A 19,239-nucleotide genomic window follows, 5' to 3' on the forward strand; every position below is an offset into this window, starting at 1 on the left:
GGCATTCTGCCGGAGGGTTGATCGAAACTAAGACGAATGGGGAGCGATTCAGGTGAAGAAAAGGAAAGTCATTGCCGCGTTCGCTAGCGGCATTATGCTGATGTCCGTCATGGCGGCCTGCAGCAAGAACGACAATTCCGGCACGGATGCGGCGAACGACCCGAACGACTCGAACACGCCGGCCAATGCGGATGCTTCCGCGAACACGCCCGCGAATTCGGATGCGAACGAGCAGGAACCCGCTGCTCCGGCTCGGACGGGCACGATCAACATCTCGCTGCCGAACGCGTCGGCTTCCGTCTGGAACGCAGTTGCAAGCGGTTACATGGCGAAGAATCCCGGCGTCAAAGTCAAGGTCGACAACAAACCCTCGGACGGCTATAAGGAATGGCTGACGGCCCAGCTCGCTGCCGGCAAACCCGACGTCGATCTCGTCGTCAACAATGAAGTCGCGGGCTTGATGTCGAGCGGCGCATTCATGGACTTATATCCTTATTTCGATAAGGCGAATCCGTATACCGGCAAAGCATGGAAGGACAGCTTGGACCTGGAGACGATGGGCATCAACATCGACGGCGTCGGTCCGGACGACCATCTCTACAACCTGAATTTCGAATCCGTTCAAATCGTTTGGGTCTACAACAAAGAAATCTTCCAGAAGGTCGGCATCGCGAATCCGCCGAAGACGTTCGACGAGCTGATGGCGGACTTCGAGAAGCTGAAGGCCGCCGGATACACGCCGCTCGCGTTGGGCGGCGACTCCAATTCGATGTGGAGCGGCCAAGCCGGCTGGCTGGTCCGAATCTACGCCGACCAATACCTGCGCGATTACATCACGATCTCGCATTCGCAGGAGCAGGACTATACGTACCTGCCGGATATCGACGACAGCTGGAAGTTCGACGCGGCGGATGCGTTCAACGATGCCAACAGCAAGGTCACGAAGAACGACCTGCGCGCGTGGAAAGCCATCAAGGATAAAGCCGGTCCGTATAAAATCGCCGGCAATCCCAAGTGGGAGGCGTACGCGGATAATCTGAAGCGCTTGTTCCAGTACGTTCCGGACGGGTTCTTCGGTCTGAAGGAGGATCAGGCGTACAATCTGTTCCTGACCGGCAAGGCGGCGACGATGGTGGGCACGCCGGCGTCCTACTGGCAGCTGCCGAAGGACTTCCAGGACGAATCGAAGACCGGGGCCAAAGGCGCGGTCAAGCCGTTCGACTACGGATTCTTCAAAATGCCGACGATGGAGGGCCCGGAGGTCATGGCGCCCGTCCGGACGATTCAGATCCCGATCGGCTTCTACGGCTTCGTCAACAAGGATGCCGAGCAGAACGCGCTCGATGCCGACTTCATGATGTACGTGACCAGCCCCGAAGGCTACAACGTCTACTTGAAAGCCATTCAGGACAGTACCGACGCGGCGCTGTCGGGCGCGCCGGCGCTTAAGGATATCACGCTGCCGGACGAAATGGGCAAGGCGTTCGCCGACTTCAAGCCGATCGGGAATACCGAGGGCTTCTCGAGTCCCGGCAACAATCTCGCCCGCGGCCTGTGGGACTATCAGCCGTCCGTTCAGGAATGGGTCGGCACGGTGCAGAAGTTCTTCGGCGGCCAGCTGACGACGAAGCAGTATCTGGAGCAGCTGCAAGCCAACGTCGACAAGAACTTCAATGCGGTGCTGAAGGAGCGGAATCTGGAGCCGTCCGATTTGGAGAATCCGGAACGCAAGCCGCCCGAACGCAAAAAATAAAACCGAGCGTACGGCATGATCACGATCTGCACGGGCCTTTCGCCGTGCAGATCGCATTTTGTTTAACAACCGGGTACCGAAGGAAATCCGCATCGCGCGGCGCGCCGGGTAAGGCGAATGCCGTTCTTTGCGCCCGGACGAGGAGGCAGACATGAGAAGAACCTTGTTTACGCTGTTCGCGCTGCTGCTAGGGGCCGGACTGCTTCCGCAGATCGTCTTCGGCGCCGATAACTGGACGATCGAGGGCGCCGGCAGCATCACCTCCATCTCCGTCGCGGAGGACGGCGGCCGCCTGGCGGTCGGCAGTTACGGGGCGAAGGCTTACGTATACGGACCGGACGGGAAGGAACAGTATCAGGCGCAGGCGAACAACGTCGTGACCGGCGTCGAGCTGCTGGCAGGCGGCGAGCTGCTCGTCGCGTCGGACGACCGGCACCTGTACGCCTATGACGGCCAGGGCAAACCGCTCTGGAATACCAATCTGAAGAAGCAAGTCACGGCGATGTCCGCTTCCCGGGACGGCTCGGTTATCGCCGTGATCCTGCAGCGTTCGAACGAGATCGCCTTCATTGACGGCGCCACGGGCGAGGTGAGGGGAACCGCGCCGATCGGCACGACGATGCGGGCGCTCAAAGTATCCGCGAACGGGCAATGGATCGCCGCCGCGACGACCGACCAGTACGTTTATCTGCTCGACGGGCAGGGGAAACAGCTGCGCAAGATGGGGGCCGCCGACCAGATTAGCGCGGTAGCCGTCTCCGACGAAGGCGCCGTGGCCGCCGCAACGGCCTCGAACGAAGTCGAGCTATTCGACGCCGGCGGCAAGGGGCACAAGTCGCTGCCGACCCGCGACGACGTCACGGACGTCTCGTTTTCCCGGGACGGCAAGGTGATCGGCGCCTCGGACTTGTCGGGCGGGTTCTACCTGTTCGGCGAGAACGGCAAGAAGCTGTGGGAGACGAACGTCGATGCCCCCGGGCGCAACGTCGAGCTGGATCGTGACGGCAAGACGCTCTACGCCGGCACGGAAGACGGCCGGCTGTTCGCGTACGATACGGGCCAAGCCATCGGGCAGGCGAAATCCGACGCCCGGCTGCGAACGGGGATTCTGATCGCCGTGCCGGTGCTGATTCTGGCGCTTATGCTGCTTGGGCTGCGCATGCTGCACAAGCGGAGGCGCCTCGGCGTGTTCCGGCAGATCTGGCGGGCGAAGCTGATCTATCTCGGACTTGCGCCGACTTTCGTGCTGCTTATCGCGTTTCTTTACGTGCCCGCGTTCTCCGGCCTGTTCCATTCGCTGTACGATTGGCAGCCCGGCGGCAGGACGATCTTCGTCGGCCTGGATAATTTCAAGCGGATGTTCCATGACGCGTATGTGACCAAAGGGCTCGGGAACCTGCTCATCCTCATCGTGACGGGGCTGATCAAATCGATTCTGCCGCCGCTCATTACCGCGGAGCTGATCTATCATCTTCGGAGCAAGCGGCTGCAGTACGTGTTCCGGACATCGTTTACGGCGTCGATGATCATTCCCGGCGTGGCGCTGCTGCTAATCTGGCAGAACCTGTACGACCCGAACGTCGGACTCATCAATAATTTCCTGCAGCTGATCGGACTCGGCGGCTGGGCCCACGGGTGGCTCGGCGATCCCAAGTCGGCGCTCTGGGCCGTGATCTTCATCGGCTTCCCGTTCGTCGGGATTCTCCAGCTGCTTGTCCTGTACGCCGGCCTGCTGTCAATTCCGGGCGAGCTGATCGAATCGGCGAAGATGGATGGCGCCAGCCTGGCCCGAATCATCCGTTCCATTCACCTGCCGCTTCTGGCGGGACAGTTCAAATTCCTGATCATTTTGACCTTGATCGGCACGGTGCAGGACTTCAACGGTATTTTGATCGTGACCGGCGGCGGGCCGATGGATTCCACGTACGTGCCCGCGCTGCAAATGTACTACGCCGCCACGAAATTCAACGATCTCGGGTATGCGTCGGCGCTCGGGGTCGGCATGTTCCTGGTCATTCTGGTCATCACGGTCATTAATCTGAAAGTCATCAAAACGGCGAACGAATGAGGAGGACCGGACTATGATAACCTCTGCCAACGGCGGCGGATCCGCGATGCCCGCGACCGGCGCGAAGCCGGCGGCAAGCAGGCGGCGTCACGGAAAGATGAAGACGGTGAATCAGACCGTCATTATTTTGCTGCTGGCGCTGCTCGTGCTGCTCACCCTCGTCCCGATCCTGTTCATGGTATTCAGCTCGCTGAAAAGCAACGCGCAGATCTTGAGCAGCTTCTGGTCCATGCCCGACCCCATCCGCTGGGGGAATTACGGCGAGGCATTCGCGAGCATCTGGCGGTATATCGTCAACACGCTCGGCTATGCGATCGTCGCGAGCGCGATCGTCATCCTGCTGTCTTCCTTGGCCGGCTACCTGTTCGCCAAGAAGACGTTTCCGGGCAAGGAATTCCTGTTCGTTATGATGCTCGCGATGCTGATGATCCCGGGCGTGCTGACGCTGATTCCATCCTATGTGCTGTACGAAAACCTCGGACTCACCAATACCCCGTGGGTGATTATCGTCGCCAGCGCGGCAGGCGGCCAAATCTTCGGCACGTTCTTGTGCCGCAGCTACATGGCGGGCTTGCCCGGTGAATTGTTCGAGGCGGCGCGGATGGACGGGGCGTCGGAAGCGCGGGTGTTCTTCGGCATCGTCATTCCGTTGTCGCTGCCGATTCTCGCGACGCTGTTCATCATGCATTTCATGGGCGTGTACAACGATTACATTTGGCCGCTGCTCACGATCCAGGACAGCAAGCTGCAGGTCATCGCGGTGGGGCTGACGATCTTTAAGAAGCAGTTCGGCATCTCGGACATGGGCATCCAGTTTTCCGCGTATGCCATTTCGGCGGTGCCGCTTGTGCTGATCTTCACGTTCGGGATGAAATATTACATCCAAGGCATGACCCAGGGCGCATTGAAGATGTAAGCGGCATTCGGCAAGGAAGCTTTTCGGTTCGAATGCGTTCCGCCGGGCTTGCAGACCCCGGTCATTCAATCAGGCCGCTCAATCGCGCAGGCCGGCGAACGCGTAAGGATAAGGTATTCCATAAAGGAGGAAACCCGTTATGAAGACCAGAAGGAGAAGCGTCGTTTTTGCCATTGTAACCGCATTCATCCTGCAGCTGCTCGCGCCCGCCGGCGCATTCGCGGGCGCCTACGATCCCGCGCTCGTCCCGAAGGACGCGTACGCCGGCAATGCGATCTATCCGGACCGCGTGATCAACGACTTCAACTCGCCGGATCAAGCGGCCGGCTGGGCCGCCGGCACGAACGTCGACTCGGTAGGCGTCGTAAGTTCGCTGCTCAATTCCCCGGGATCGCCGTTCGAAGGCGCGGGCGCGCTCGAGGTCATGCCGAAGCAGGTCAAGGCTTACGAGTGGCGGACGATTTCGCGGGCGTTCCCGGAGCCGCTCGATCTCTCCGGCGACAACTTCATCGCGCTCGCGGCGAACATTTGGGGCTGGAAGCAGGACGATTTCTTCTTGAAGATGACGCTCACGAGCGGCTCCGATACGTTCGAAGCGGTGTCCGGCCTTGGGGCGAACAAATGGAACGTCATGTACTTCGATATCCATAACTGGACGCATCGGAACGCGATCGACCGGATCGAGTTCTCGTATATGAAAAACTACGACCTGGACGGCATGTCGCCGGGCGATCCGGGCTATGCGTACTGGGACGGCAGGCTTCAGCTCGACCGGCTGAGCGCCGCGAAGATCGCGGGGTTGGACTTCAACGTTCCGGGCGTCGCGGAAGGCTTCGCGGCAGCAGGCGGCACCGCGGACGTCTCCGTCTCGCCGACGAACGGCTCGCTGCAATACATCATCACGGACCCGGCGAATGCCTACCTGGAATCGCCGGGGCTGGGGCTTGACGCGTCCAAGCGCAACGTCGTCAACCTGCGCATGAAGAACGACACCGGCGCCGCCAAGCTGAAGATCTCCTGGATCACCGATCGGGACCCTGGCTGGGACGAGGCCAAATCGATGTCGTTCGACCTGTCCGATTCGGCTGCGTTCGCGGATTACGAATTCGTGATGTCCGGCGCCGCCTGGAAGGACACGATCGACCGGATCCGGATTTCGCCCGTCGCGGCGGCCGCCGGCACGATGCTGGATCTGGACCGGATCGATTTCTCGCTGCGGAACGTGGACGCTTATGCCTATCAAGGCAGCATCGACCATGCCGCCATCGACGAGGGCGGTACGGCGATTACGATCGGCGGCAGCGTGAACGCCGATTATCTGAATGCCAATCCGGGCGCGGAAGCGCAAGCGTTCGAGCTGCCCGTCTACGCCGACGAGAAGACGGCGGACTATGCGGCCATGACGCCGCTCGCGGCAAGCGCGGCTTCCGGGACGGTCGGCCTAAGCTTCGCCGTCCTCGATAACACCCGGACCCGCGCGTATTCCAAGTTCGCCGTCGTCCTGAAGAACGGCAGCGGCGCTTACGCGCTGCTCGATAAGGCCAAATACGTGACGAACCCGGAAATCCTCGCGCCCAACAAGGATCCGTACACGCCGACCAAGAGCATCAAGGGCCTGCAGGTGCAGCTGCCCGCGGATGCCGAGCGGCTGGGCGTGCAGCACGGCGCGATCAACATCGCGTACGATCAATTGCTGACGGTGAGCGACCATGGCGCGAACTCCATTCCGTATGCGTTTAACGGCAGCACCTATTATTTCCGCAAATCGTCCGTCTCTGACCTGGACAATCAAATCTCGTCCATGACGAACAACGGCATGGCGGTCACGGCCATTCTCATTCTTTACCGCACGGGCATGACCGACCCGGATTCGCCCAACAAGGATCTGGTTCACCCGGACAGCACGCCGGACGGCACGGTGTTCGCGCCGAACCTGACCGACGAGACCGGCGTCAATTACTACGAAGCCATCACGAGCTTCATCGCCGAACGCTACTCCAGGGCGGACAAGAAATACGGCAGGGTAATGGGCTTCATCGTCGGCAACGAAGTGGGCCAGAACAAAGTATGGAACAACATGGGGCCCAAGCTGCTGGACGACTACGTCGACCAATACGAACGGACGCTGCGCGCCACCTATAACATCGTCAAGAGCAAGATGGAGAACGCCCGGGTGTACATCTCGCTCGACCATTTCTGGAATGCCGGCAACTCCCCGGAATCGCAGTGGGTCTACGATAACAAGGCGGTCGTCGATAAGTTGAACAAGCGGGCCCAAGAGGGCGGCAACTACGATTGGAACATCGCCTTCCATCCGTACCCGGAGGATCTGTTCAATCCGCGGACGTGGAACGATGTCACGGCTACGGACAGCTTCGATACGTACCGCATCACCTTCAAGAATTTGCAGGTGCTGACCGATTATCTGCAGCAAGCAGCCTTAACCTATAACGGCGCGCAGCGCCATGTCATCCTCTCCGAGCAAGGCTTCCACAGCGGCGGCAATACGCAGGCGGAGCAGGAGGTGCAGGCCGCGGCCTATGCGTACGCGTACTATAAGGTGAAGTCGCTGCCCGGCATCGACGCCTTCATCCTGCACCGTCACGTGGACCATGCGGCGGAAGGCGGGCTGAACCTGGGGCTCTGGACCAACATGCCGGGCCAAACGAACGAAGCTTACGCGCAGAAGGTCATTTATGACGTCTTCAAGAAGATCGATACGGCGGATTCGCTCGGCGTTACGGCGTTCGCCAAGGGCATTATCGGCGTGAATGACTGGACGGAGGCCATCCCGGAATTCGATCCCGCCAAGCTGGAGGAGCGGCCGGCGCAGGCGTCGGCGCCGATGGGCACGCCTTCGGACGCGTCGGGCGAAGTGACGCTCAGCAGCTTCGACGCCGATCTGAACGGCTGGTTCGCGACGGACAACGTCTCCGGCGCGGCGCTGGACACGGCGGATCAGGCGGCCGGAGCGGGCAGCTTGAAGGCAAGCGTTACGGGCTCGCGTCTGCAGGATTACAAAGGCGTGACCCGGGTGTTCGATTCGCCGCAGGATCTGTCCGCGACGCCGGTCGTCCAGGCCGCGGTCAAAGCCGTCGGCATCGGCGCGGGGGAGAAAGCCCGCTTCATGATCCGCGTCTATAGCGGCGACCGCGTCATCGAAGGCTCGGTCGCGGCGGCGGCCGAAGCCTGGAACGAGGTCGCGATCGACCTGACGGGCTGGGCGGGCCTCGGAAGCGTCGACCGCCTCAAGATGTGGGCGCAGCCGGAGAAACCGGTCGTCTGGTCGTCGGGCGCGCTGAAAGTGGATGAGGTATCCGCCGCCGCGTCGGCCGTAGTCAAGCAGTTGGAGGTCACGCTCGATGCGCCGGGCAAGCCGGCCGCCGGAGATACGCTGACCGTTCATATCCGCAACTCGGGGAACGGAAGCTTCGCGGGCAATGTCGGGCTCGCAGGACTGAACGGCATCACCGTAGATAAGAGCAGCGTTCCGGTGACGATTCCGGCCGGCGGCGAAGCGGCGGTCGGGACGAAGATCGATTCGCTCGTGCCCGTCGATTACCGAAGCGGCGCGCTGCAGGTAACCGTGGACGGCGGCACGTACGTCTTCACGCTGACGGAAGCCGGCTATCCGGATTATACGGCGGATGCGGGCGAGCTCGTATTCGGCGATTTCGAGTCCGGCCGCACGGACGGCTGGATCGCGGGCGGCAAGACGGCCGCGGTGGCGTCCGTGAAGAAAGACGCGCAGAACAACGCGCCTTCGGCCGCGCATCACGGGACGTATATGCTGGAAGCGGTGAAGTCCGCGGACGTCGCGACGACGGAGAGCAAGGTGGTCAAAACCTTCAAGAACCCGGTCGATTTGAGCGGTTATGTCAAGGTACGCGCGGACCTGTTCGGCTGGGGCGGCACTTCGTCCGCCTACGTGGCCAAGATGAAGCTGACCGCCGCAGACGGCACGTCGGTGACCGCCGAGCAGGAAGTAAACCCGAATACGTGGGTCGATCTGGCGGCGGATTTGACGAATTTCGCCGGCAAAACCAACGTAACGGCGATTGAAATCTCATACAGGGGCAAGGATACCGCCTACTACTCGGGCGCCTGGGGCGGACATTTCTACGTGGATCACGTCAGGACGGAAGCGCCCGAAAGCGTAAGCATCCCCATTGGAGGCGGCAGCGCGACGGCAACGCTCGATCCGGCGGCCGGGATTCTGAACGTCGATTTGCCGCAGGGTCTCCTGGCATCGGCGTTCGCCGATACGGAACCGGATCGGCGCGGCGTCAAGTCGCTCACGGTGAACGTTCCCGCGGTCGGCGGTGCCGAAACTTACGTATTGGCCTTTACCGCCGGCAGCTTGTCGGCGAACAGGGCTTCGGAGCTGCTTACGGTGATGACGCCGATCGGAACGGTGACGATTCCGAATAATCTGTTCCATCAGCCGGGGGTCGCTGCTTCGCAAGCCGTCGGGATTCGGGTGGAAGCCGTCGACGGAACCGGCATAAAGCTCTCGCTGCTCATGGACGGGAAACCGGAGGATTGGAACGTTCCGGGCGCGAAAATCGCGGTCACGATTCCCTATGCGGCGACGGCGGCCGAGCAGGGTTCGCCCGAGCGGATCGTCGTCAAGCGCATCGACAAGGCGGGCAAAGCGCTGCCGGTTCCGAGCGGAAGATACGATGTCATGACCGGCACGATTTCGTTCGATGCGGACCGGTTCGGGCAGTACCGGGTTACGTTTTTGCCCTAGGACCATGCGTTTCGCATTCATTCATCAAGGGACTTTAGACGGCTCGGCGATGCGAGCGCGCGATGAAACGCAATAACATCGATTTGAAAGGCGGCTTCCGAACCTCGGATGCCGCCTTTGTCGCATATCGGAGAGCCTTACTCCTAGGACAGGAATAATCGACGCGAGGACGTGCGGAAAATCGTCCGCGGATAGGTAAACTTTGTGACGTTAAACGCTTACATTGCTGGTATACTGGTTCGGGGGAGGGGATCGCGGAGTGACGTTTGTGAATCGGATCCGTCAATACCGGGTATATCGGAGACTGATCATGTCCTATCTCGTCCTGATCGTGATGTCGATCGCGGTCGTCAGCTCGATTCTGTATGCGCTGTTCTCGCTGGAAGCGGTAAAGGAGATCGACCGCTCGTCCAAGCAGGTGCTGTCGCATGTCAGCTACACGGCTAACGTGGTGTACCAGCAGATTCAAGACGTGTCCAGCCAGCTCCTGGTCGACAAGGACGTGATGTCCTTCTTCGATGCCGACGAGGTCGATAAGCTGAAGAATTACAGAGCCTACATGATCATCGCGAAGGTGCAGAGCGTCTACCCGTTCATCAAAGATATCAGCATGTACAATTTTACGAACGGCGAATACATCGATACGTTCGGACTGCCGCGCGATCCGAAGGTGAACGCGCGGTCGAACGCGGATTATCTGAGCTTCTATCCGCGCGCGGCGATCGTCGATACCGATGCGAGCCTGCGGCTGCTGACGTTCAGCATCGTGCCGGAACGGAAGCTGGACACGAACACGCCGAAGTATGCGCTCGTGCTCGACCTGGACGAGGCGTCGATCCAGAATACGATCGGAAGCCTGAATACGTCGTCGAAGCGGGGCGACACCTACGTCATGAACGCGAGCGGCGAAGTGCTGTCCCATTCCGACGCCGCGAATTTCATGCGCGATTTCTCGGGACGGCACGAAGTGAAGCGGATTTTGGGCGAGGGACGGAATCAAGGCAGCTTCGTGCAGAAGACGGGCGGCAAGAAGAATTTGATTACCTACGTGAGATCGCCCGCGCTCGACTGGTACTTCGTCAGTTCGCAGCCGTACAGCGAGCTCCTGTCGAACATTCATACGCTGCGCAGCTGGACCTGGATCATTTCGCTGCTCTTGATCGTGCTTGGCGTCGGCATTTCGCTGCTGTTGACCGGCAACTTCTACAATCCGATCCGCAGGCTGCTTGATCAAGTCACGACGGTCCAGACCGCCGAGCAAGCTGGCGGGACGCTGCTGCATCAGGACGAGTACGCGCAGCTGACGAACGCGTTCCTGCATTCCAGGCAGTCGGCCGAGAGGCTGGAATCGAAGCTGAACCGTTCCCGGAGGGTGCTGAAGAGCAGCTCGATCGTATCCCTGCTGCAAGGCATCGACAAATTGACGGCGGAACAGATCGGAGAGGAATGGGGGAAGCGGCTGACGGGACCTTATTTTCGCGTCCTGCTGTTCAAGATCGACGACAAGGCGCTGTTTAAGCAAACGTATCCGCCGTTCGAGAGGGAATTGATCCGGTTTGCGATCGGCAACATCGCCCAGGAGCTGCTCGGCGGCAATTTCGAGAACGCCGCCGCCGTGACCGAGGACGAGCTGGCCGCCATCTTGCAGCTGCCGGACGAAGCGCTCGGCGATACGCTCTATTTGACGCTCTCGGAAATTCAGGACGCGGTTCGCGCTTATTACAAAATCAGCGTCACCGTCAGCATCGGCGGTCTCTGCGATTCGTTCGCCGGCCTGCACGATTCGTACCGCTCCGCCCAGGAATACGGCGACTATCGCCTCTTCTTCGGCTATAATGCCATCATTGACGCCGAACGGGCGAACCGGAACCGCGACGGGGATCTGCAGTACCCGACCTTCAAGGAGCGGAAGCTGATCGACGCGGTCAAGCTGAGCAACGCGAAGTCCGTTCAGGCGGGCATCGCCGACTGGATCTCGTTTATTTCCGCGTGTACGTACGCGCGGGCGATGCAGTTCACCAATTTCCTGCTGCTGACGATGATCCGGGAATTCGGCCCTATCTCGGAGCTCGGCGGTACGAATACGAACGGGTTGTACGCGTATTTCCACCTCATCGAGCAAGTGGAGACGCTGGATCAGCTCGGAGCGGCGCTGACGGATTTCTGCGGACGCGTCGTGACGGTCATGGAGGAGAACAAACAGCAGGTCGCTTCGCTCAAGAGCACGCGCGTGATCGAAGAGGTCAAACAGCTGATCGAGGAGCGTTACGCCGACGCTTGCTTGTCGCTTGAATATGCGGCAGGGCAGGTTGACCTGTCTACCGGCTACTTAGGCAAATTGTTCAAGCATCAGACGCGGTCGACGTTCAACGATTACGTGACGCTCGTGCGCATCGAACAAGCCAAACGTCTGCTGACCTCGACGAACGAAATCGTCTCCGAGGTCGGCGCGAAAGTCGGCGTTCCGGGCGCCGCGTATTTCTCCACGATGTTCAAACGCCATACGGGCATGTCGCCGTCGCAGTACAGGGAGAATCATCGCATTACCGGTTAGCGGGATTGACCCGGACGGACTGCGGAGGCAGCGGCGCGCATCAATACGGTTCATGCGGCAGACGATAAGCGGCTTCTACCCCGCTTATCGTCTTTTCGTTTCGCGCACTCGCTTTCGAAATGGAGCGAATAGCGGTTTTTCGCAAGTCATAGCGCAAGCTTGAAATTTACGATGCGCCTCCGGACGGGATATGCTGAGGCAAGAAACAGAAGGAGTGCATGCCGATGAAAGACGCGAACGTAAAGTTTCGGACGTCTTCGAATCCATCTTTGAATCCATCTTTGAATCCGTCTTCGAATCCAATAGAGAGGAAGGTGAAGCCGAAGAAGCCGGGCGTGCTGCGCGAGCTGTCCAGAAATCGCTTCTCGTATTTACTGGCGCTGCCGGCCGTCATCTATGTGTTTATCTTTTCGTATGCGACCTATCCGTATCTGGTCATCGCCTTCCAACGATTCAACTATCAACAAGGGATCTTCCGCAGCGAGTGGATCGGGTTCAAAAACTTCGAATTCTTCTTCAAGTCGAGCGACGCCTGGACCGTCATGGCCAATACGATCAAGCTGAACGTGCTCTTCCTGGTCTTCGGCACCGTCTTTGCGGTCGCGCTGGCCATGCTGTTCAATGAAATCCGCCATAAGCTGTTCATTAAGCTGGCGCAGTCCACGATGATATTCCCGAGCTTCCTGTCCTGGATCATCGTCAGTTACTTGATGTACATGCTGTTCGCGACCGACGGCGGCATGGTCAACCGCTTGCTGGATGCGCTCGGCCTAAGCGCGCCTAACTGGTATTCGGAGGCGAAGATGTGGCCTTGGCTGCTGACCGGCATGAAGATTTGGAAGGATGCGGGCATGGGCTCGATCATCTATTTGGCCGCGATTACGGGCATCGACCAGTCGCTGTACGAATCGGCCGATATCGACGGGGCGTCGCGCTGGCGGAAAATCCGGAGCATTACGATGCCGCTGCTGGCGCCGACCGTGGCGATTCTGACGCTGCTGAACCTGGGCAAAATCTTCTACGGCGATTTCGGGATGCTCTACGCGATCATCGGGGATAACGGCGTGCTGTATCCGACCACCGACGTCATCGATACGTACGTGTTCCGCGCGCTGCGGCAAATCGGCGATCCGTCCAACGCGGCGGCGATCGGCCTGTTCCAATCCGTCGTCGGCTTCCTGCTCGTCTTCATCGCCAACTTCATGACCCGCAAATTTTATAAAGAAGGGGCGTTGTACTAATGAGCCGGCGCCGTTTCTCCGTCGTTTCCGCCTGCATTTACGCGTTTCTTGCGGTGTTCTCCCTGTTCTGCCTCTTCCCGATGGTGCTGACGATCATCGTCTCGTTCTCGGACGAGAACAGCATTACGGCGCACGGGTACAGCTTGTTCCCGGACCGGTTCACGCTGGACGCCTACCGGCTCGTGTTCTCGCAAGGCAGGATCATCTTCCACGCGTATCTGATCTCCGCCATCGTCACGATCGCCGGCACGTTCCTGGCCCTGCTCGTCACGAGCATGGCCGCTTATACGCTGGCGAACAAAAACGTCAAGTACCGCAACGGGCTGGCGCTTTACTTCTTCCTTACCACGCTGTTCAGCGCCGGGCTCGTGCCGTGGTACTTGATGTGCCAGAAGCTCGGCTTGCTCGAGAACGTCTGGTCCTTGATCGTGCCGAATCTGATGTTCAGCGCGTTCAACATGTTCCTGGTGCGCAACTTCATGGACAGCCTGCCCGGCGAGCTGCGCGAGTCCGCTTACGTGGACGGGGCGAACGATTTGCGGATCTCGTTCCGAATCTATCTGCCGCTCTGTTTGCCCGTGCTCGCTACGGTATGCCTGTTCTACGCGCTCGGCTATTGGAACGACTGGTTCAACGCGATCATGCTCGTATCCGACAAGGACTTGTATCCGATTCAGTACTTGCTGCTGCAGATCAAATCCAACATCGACGCGCTGAGCATGATTCCGAAGGGGGCGCAAATGGCGACGATCCCGGCGGAATCGACCAAGATGGCCACCGTGGCGCTGACCATCGGGCCGATCGTGCTGCTGTATCCGTTCCTCCAGCGTTATTTCGTGAAAGGCTTAATCGTGGGTTCCGTGAAAGGCTGATCGAGAAGAACCGATCTCCGACGAGCAGGACATAAGCGGCACGCCTGGAAACATCAATCAAAGGGAGTGGGTCAGGTTGAGAAGAAAATCGGCTTACATGCTTACCGCAGCGGTGCTGAGCGCGGCGCTCTTGGCGGGATGCGGCAATAACGGCGGCAATTCCGGTAACTCCGGCAATTCCGGCAACGCGGGGAATAGCGGCTCTGGTTCGGGTAACGCGAACGCCAACGCCGATGCGGGCAGCGGCAACGCCGCCAAGCAAGACGTCGTCACGATCAAGTACGTCATTCCGGGCACCGAGCCGGCCAGCTGGAAGGAAGTCAGAGACGCGGTCAACAAGAAGCTGCTTGCCGACGGCGTGAACGTGCAGATCGACGAGCAGTACATCGACTGGGCGGCATGGGATCAGAAGCTGAACCTGATGCTCTCGACCGGCGCGGATTTCGATATGTTCCAGGTCATGAACGACGTCGTCTCGCTGTCCAACTATATTGCCCGCGGCGCGGTCAAAGACATTTCGGCGGAACTGAACGAATACGGTTCGAACATCAAAACCGCGATCAGCGACGATATCTTCAATGCGGTCACGAAGGACGGCAAAATCTACGGCATCCCGGCCAACTGGATGGAGCCGGCGGTCGTCGACTTGTTCACCTCGAACGACTTCCTGCTGAAGAAGTACGGCATCGACAGCAAGGTCGCCACGCCGCAGGAGATGCTGGACGCGATGGCGCAGCTGTACGACAAGGCGCCCGCGCCGAAGCCGCAATTCCCGTTCACGCTCATTAACGTCTCCGCGACCGGCATGGACTTCCTGCACCGGACCTTCGATTCGTTCCCGTTCGACGTCCGCGACGGCATCGCGATGATCAACAACGACGGCACGGTCAAGGACTGGGTGGATACCGACGAGTTCAAGCAGGAGAGCGCCTTCTTCCGTCAAGCGTACGAGAAGAAGCTGATCAACCCGGACGTGCTGACGCTGAAGCAGGATCAAGTGCAGAAGGAAGCGGGGAAAATGAACTGGGGCTTCGAGATGGGCACGCTTGCCAACACGCAGGCCGCGCTCGACAAAGACCTGCCAGGCGCGAAGCTCGGCGATTTCTCGCTGCAGGAGTTCAATCCGGAGAAAGGGCACTACCGCTTCACGAACGCCAAGAACCTCAACGTCGTGGCGGCGAACAGCAAGCATCCGGACGCCGTCATCCAATTCTTGAACTGGCTGTACGCCAACCAAGATAACTACGACTTATTCATGTACGGGATCGAAGGCAAGACGTACAAGAAGACGGGCGATAAATCGATGGAAGCGATTCTCGATCCGAAGACGCAGGCTTCGCTCATTCCGAACGCGGATTGGATGATCGGCAACCTGAACTTCATTCGCGTCGGGGACATCGTTACGGCGACGCGCAAGCTGTACGAGCCGGACGACGAAGCGAAGAACTTCATTTCCTCGGGCTTCTTCTTCGACGCCACGCCGGTGAAGACCGAGCTCGGCAACGTGAAGGCGGCGATCACGTCCGACATCGCGCCGATCTATGCCGGCGTCGTGGATTACGACGGCCACATCGCGCAGGCGCAGCAGAAATTGAAGGCTGCGGGCGTCGATAAAGTCATCGCCGAATACCAGAAGCAGCTGGACGCTTATTTGGCCGGCGCGGCCAAGTAATCGGCAGCATCGCCGAGATGAGAGGATCGCTTCCGTTCTCGCCGGCATCTTCCGTCAGGCAGCCGTTCGCTCGTTGAACGGCTGTCTGATTCCTATTTATCGTTCGGAGCAATTCTACTCGATGAAGTGAATGGCTTTCTTGGCAAGCGCGGCGATTTCGAGTCGCTCCAGCGTTTTGCAGTATGCCTCCTTGATCGCCCCGTCTATCGGCTCCAGGTCGTCTTCCAAATAATCCGCCGCGCGCGGATCATGAAACCAATCCCCCGGTTCGGCTTCCGGCTGAGCTGCGTTCTTCCAAGCATCCTCCAATTTAGGACTATAAAATCGTTGTGCATCGTTTTGAATTCGGCATGCTTTTAGCCTTAAGGGATAGGGAATTCCCGGCACGCCTTCATTGACGCTGTTGAATAGATGCGGCCAGTAATCCTTCCTCGATCCCGTATGCGGATTGCGTTTTGCCCATTCCAAGGCCTGCCTGTTAAATTCCGGATTCTTAAACAAAACGGCATAGAGCCTTTTTCCCAATAAGATTCGCTCATGGAGCGACTGGAATCGAGATAGCGTCTGCCCCTGTAATTGATTGCCTTCGGCAGGAAGAAGAATTTGATTGATGGACAGCCAATCCTGAAGGTGAAATTTCGCTATGACTTCTTTTTGATAATAAGGGTTCTGAATGACCCGTTCTTCCAAGTAACTTTGTTCGTTAATGACTAATCCGATACAGAGAATATGCGGATCCCGCGCTCTCCAAAAAGAGTGCCAAACCGCTTCCATGAAAATCGAAACCTTCAGACGGGGGAGTAAATAAAACAGCGGTTTATTTGTCGTTACGCTCTCTTCATAGAGCAGAAGCTGCGGGTAGACGTCTTGGAAAATCAGCCAATTGCCGCGTTCCAAAAAACGGAAATAGACGTCGCGCTCCTTTTCCGAGAGCAGGTTCGTTAGAAACTCTCCCTTTAGATCGGTCATGTTCCAGCCGCCGTTTCGCGATACCATATGACCTAAGAACGCCCAATGGATTTCGGGGTGACGGAGATAATAGGCAAGATAGGCTTTTGTTCTCGTTACATTATTCAGGTTAAGGTCCCGGGTCATCCCGTTTATGTGGTCCAAGAGATTTTTCTCCGAAGGCGTTAACGCATTCGAGACGTCCGGGGCGTGTTTTAATCGTTTCTTTAATTCCTCGCGGATCGCTTCAAGCGGCGGTTTTTGACGGTTTCTAGTAAAAAAGATAGGCGCTTCCCTCCCACTAATTGAACGCGTATTTCTAGCGATGCTTCTAGGATCAATGTATTATGGACGTTAGAGATTGATGATGAATTCAGCTGTTCAGCATGGGAAATGGCGGAGCAGCCGAACTGCTGGCGAACTCGGCATTTAGGAGCAAGCCTGCCCTTGACGCCTGTGCGGATGAAATTATTGAACGGGAAGGTGAGGGGGGTAATCGTTAAGAGCAATAACAAATTTGCCCCTGCAGATCCTGCAACGACAAGTGTCAAACTCAATCGCAATAAAAAAGACGCCTTATCAGGGCGTCTTTCTTACATTCTATAACAACAATTAGATATCGGATATCTCCGAAAGTTTTTCTGTATAGGCTCGCAGAATATCCGGTTGAAAAACAAGACTCATATACTTTCCTTCACGGATGTTATGAATAAGGCCTGCAATTTCGAGCTCTTTGAGATGATGCGAAATCGTGGCGGGACTGACGTTATGTTTTTCTTGCAAGACGCTGCAAGGCATCGGTTCCGTACAAGAACTGATTTCTTTTAGCATTTGATAACGTCTCGGTTCAGCAAGCGCTCGAGAAATCCTTGCAAATTGTTGATCGGAAAGTTCAGTCATATAACCCGCCTCCATGTAAATGATCTTTATAAAATTATATATCCATCTAACTATGGAGTCAATCGATTGGAATGCGATCCCTTGTACAACTGTTCTCGATTATGCTTTTACGATTATCTAAATATCTTATTGACAAACGTCTCTTTACGTTGCATGATTGATTGCGACGCTTTTATAAGTGTCGAAACGATGAGGAGGAGGAGAAACAGCATGAGTATTAATATTTATTCATTAAAAACCATTAATTCTTTCATTTGTTCAAAATATACATGTAGGAGAGCACTCAAATGAAAACATCGCAAACGTTTATGATTTATATCTTAGCATTCGGAATCTTCGGCATCATCAATACTGAGATGGGCGTTATCGGCATTTTGCCTCAAATTGCGGAGCATTATAGGATTAGCGCATCTCAAGCCGGGTTGCTCGTAAGTCTTTTTGCGCTGGCTGTAGCGATCTCAGGATTGTTTCTGCCGTTACTGTTCTCCGGGGTAAACCGGAAGCGTTCCATGTTGTTTGTAGTTGCCGTTTTCGTTATTGCCAACGTCGTATCCATATTTGCCCCGAATTTTACGGTTGCTCTAGTGGCTCGCGTCGTACCGGCGTTCCTGCACCCTGTATACTTCTCGGCTGCATTTACGACCGCGGCCGCTTCGGTCAGTCAAACACAGGCACCGAGAGCCATCGCTAAAGTATTCATGGGACTAACTGCAGGGATGGTCATCGGCATACCGATAACGTCTTTTATTGCCGACATTTCATCGCTTGAGTATGCAATGGCTTTCTTTGCCATTGTTAATGCAATCACGTTCTTAACGATGGTTTTCTTTATCCCGTCAATGCCCGTAACAGGCAGGCAATCTTATGGAACGCAAATTGTGGTCATGAAAAAGCCCATCGTCTGGATCAGCCTCGGCGCGGTCATTTTTATTGTTTCGGGCATGTATGCGGTCTACAGCTACTTCGCGGAATACTTGAAAACCGTAACGCGCATGTCACCCAATCAAATTAGCTTGATGCTGATTTTGTTTGGATTGACTGGAATTGCAGGCAATATGCTTGCTGGTAAATGGCTAAGCCAAAAGCCCCGTCAAGCAGCTATAGGATACCCTTTGTTAGCCGCATTAATTTATTTTCTTGTATTCGTTTTTGGTCACAGCACAGTCCTGATGGCAATTTTTATTGCGTTGTGGGGAGTATTATTTACTTTTGCATTGAATTTCGCGCAATATTGGATTACCTCTGTCGCTCCGGAAGCGCCGGATATGGCTAATGGCTTATTTGTGTCTTTTTCCAATTTGGGCATTACAATCGGCACCACTATAGGCGGATTGTTTATTACTGGACTCGGAACACATGAAGTCATATGGGCAGGATTACTGTTGATTTTACTTGGTTTTGTATTTATTGTGATAAGAATGTCCGTTTACCACCCTAACAAAGCACTAATAAATATGAATTAAATTTGTGGTTGACAATCATCAAGAATTCATGTAGTGTTTATTTCCGTTCCACGAAAATGAAATCACGAAGGGAGTAAAAATGGCGAAGCAAAATGTGTA

General features: G+C 57.0%; 11 protein-coding genes. 9 read left to right on the forward strand and 2 right to left on the reverse strand.

The features are described 5' to 3' along the window. Positions 1-52: 52 nt before the first annotated feature. From I8J29_RS05455 to I8J29_RS05490, 8 genes are all read left to right on the forward strand, one after another. Positions 53-1,753: an ABC transporter substrate-binding protein gene (locus I8J29_RS05455; RefSeq protein WP_338113053.1), complete on the forward strand. Its 1,701-nt coding sequence runs from the start codon at positions 53-55 to the stop codon at positions 1,751-1,753. A gap of 151 nt (positions 1,754-1,904) precedes the next feature. Next, the gene (locus tag I8J29_RS05460) at positions 1,905-3,821 is read left to right on the forward strand and encodes an outer membrane protein assembly factor BamB family protein (RefSeq protein ID WP_208846644.1); all 1,917 of its coding nucleotides are present in this window, start codon (positions 1,905-1,907) and stop codon (positions 3,819-3,821) included. Between the two features lie 13 nt (positions 3,822-3,834). Beyond that, a complete protein-coding gene (locus tag I8J29_RS05465) occupies positions 3,835-4,737 on the forward strand; it encodes a carbohydrate ABC transporter permease (protein WP_240545902.1) in 903 nt (300 codons plus the stop codon). A gap of 139 nt (positions 4,738-4,876) precedes the next feature. Then, entirely contained in the window at positions 4,877-9,490 is a 4,614-nt protein-coding gene (locus I8J29_RS05470) for a DUF5722 domain-containing protein (protein WP_208846645.1), read from the forward strand. Positions 9,491-9,749: 259 nt separating this feature from the next. Then, positions 9,750-12,044: a helix-turn-helix domain-containing protein gene (locus I8J29_RS05475; RefSeq protein WP_208846646.1), complete on the forward strand. Its 2,295-nt coding sequence runs from the start codon at positions 9,750-9,752 to the stop codon at positions 12,042-12,044. Between the two features lie 314 nt (positions 12,045-12,358). Then, positions 12,359-13,285 carry an ABC transporter permease gene (locus I8J29_RS05480; RefSeq protein ID WP_338113054.1) on the forward strand — a complete coding sequence of 309 codons (927 nt, stop codon included), beginning with the start codon at positions 12,359-12,361 and terminating at the stop codon, positions 13,283-13,285. Then, entirely contained in the window at positions 13,285-14,157 is an 873-nt protein-coding gene (locus I8J29_RS05485; protein WP_208846648.1) for a carbohydrate ABC transporter permease, read from the forward strand. The genes I8J29_RS05480 and I8J29_RS05485 overlap by 1 nt, the downstream gene beginning before the upstream one ends. 76 nt (positions 14,158-14,233) lie before the next feature. Next, positions 14,234-15,829 (forward strand): extracellular solute-binding protein, encoded by a 1,596-nt coding sequence (locus I8J29_RS05490; protein ID WP_208846649.1) that lies wholly within the window; start codon positions 14,234-14,236, stop codon positions 15,827-15,829. A 114-nt stretch (positions 15,830-15,943) separates the two neighbouring features. Here the strand turns inward: I8J29_RS05490 and I8J29_RS05495 are convergent, their stop codons facing one another. Further along, a complete protein-coding gene (locus I8J29_RS05495) occupies positions 15,944-17,062 on the reverse strand; it encodes a DUF2515 family protein (protein WP_420831098.1) in 1,119 nt (372 codons plus the stop codon). A 327-nt stretch (positions 17,063-17,389) separates the two neighbouring features. Further along, positions 17,390-17,677: an ArsR/SmtB family transcription factor gene (locus I8J29_RS05500; protein WP_208846650.1), complete on the reverse strand. Its 288-nt coding sequence runs from the start codon at positions 17,675-17,677 to the stop codon at positions 17,390-17,392. Positions 17,678-17,964: 287 nt separating this feature from the next. Between I8J29_RS05500 and I8J29_RS05505 the strand changes: the two genes are divergently transcribed. Next, the gene (locus I8J29_RS05505) at positions 17,965-19,140 is read left to right on the forward strand and encodes an MFS transporter (protein ID WP_208846651.1); all 1,176 of its coding nucleotides are present in this window, start codon (positions 17,965-17,967) and stop codon (positions 19,138-19,140) included. Positions 19,141-19,239 lie beyond the last annotated feature (99 nt).

This window comes from Paenibacillus artemisiicola, assembly GCF_017652985.1.
In the GTDB taxonomy this organism is placed as follows: domain Bacteria; phylum Bacillota; class Bacilli; order Paenibacillales; family Paenibacillaceae; genus Paenibacillus_Z; species Paenibacillus_Z artemisiicola.

What these genes read in the sequence shown, in the direction of transcription:
- I8J29_RS05485 (WP_208846648.1), top strand. Translation starts at nt 13,285, where the DNA reads ATGAGCCGGCGCCGTTTCTCCGTCGTTTCCGCCTGCATTTACGCGTTT.
- I8J29_RS05500 (WP_208846650.1), bottom strand. Translation starts at nt 17,677, where the DNA reads ATGACTGAACTTTCCGATCAACAATTTGCAAGGATTTCTCGAGCGCTT.
- I8J29_RS05460 (WP_208846644.1), top strand. Translation starts at nt 1,905, where the DNA reads ATGAGAAGAACCTTGTTTACGCTGTTCGCGCTGCTGCTAGGGGCCGGA.
- I8J29_RS05465 (WP_240545902.1), top strand. Translation starts at nt 3,835, where the DNA reads ATGATAACCTCTGCCAACGGCGGCGGATCCGCGATGCCCGCGACCGGC.
- I8J29_RS05470 (WP_208846645.1), top strand. Translation starts at nt 4,877, where the DNA reads ATGAAGACCAGAAGGAGAAGCGTCGTTTTTGCCATTGTAACCGCATTC.
- I8J29_RS05505 (WP_208846651.1), top strand. Translation starts at nt 17,965, where the DNA reads ATGAAAACATCGCAAACGTTTATGATTTATATCTTAGCATTCGGAATC.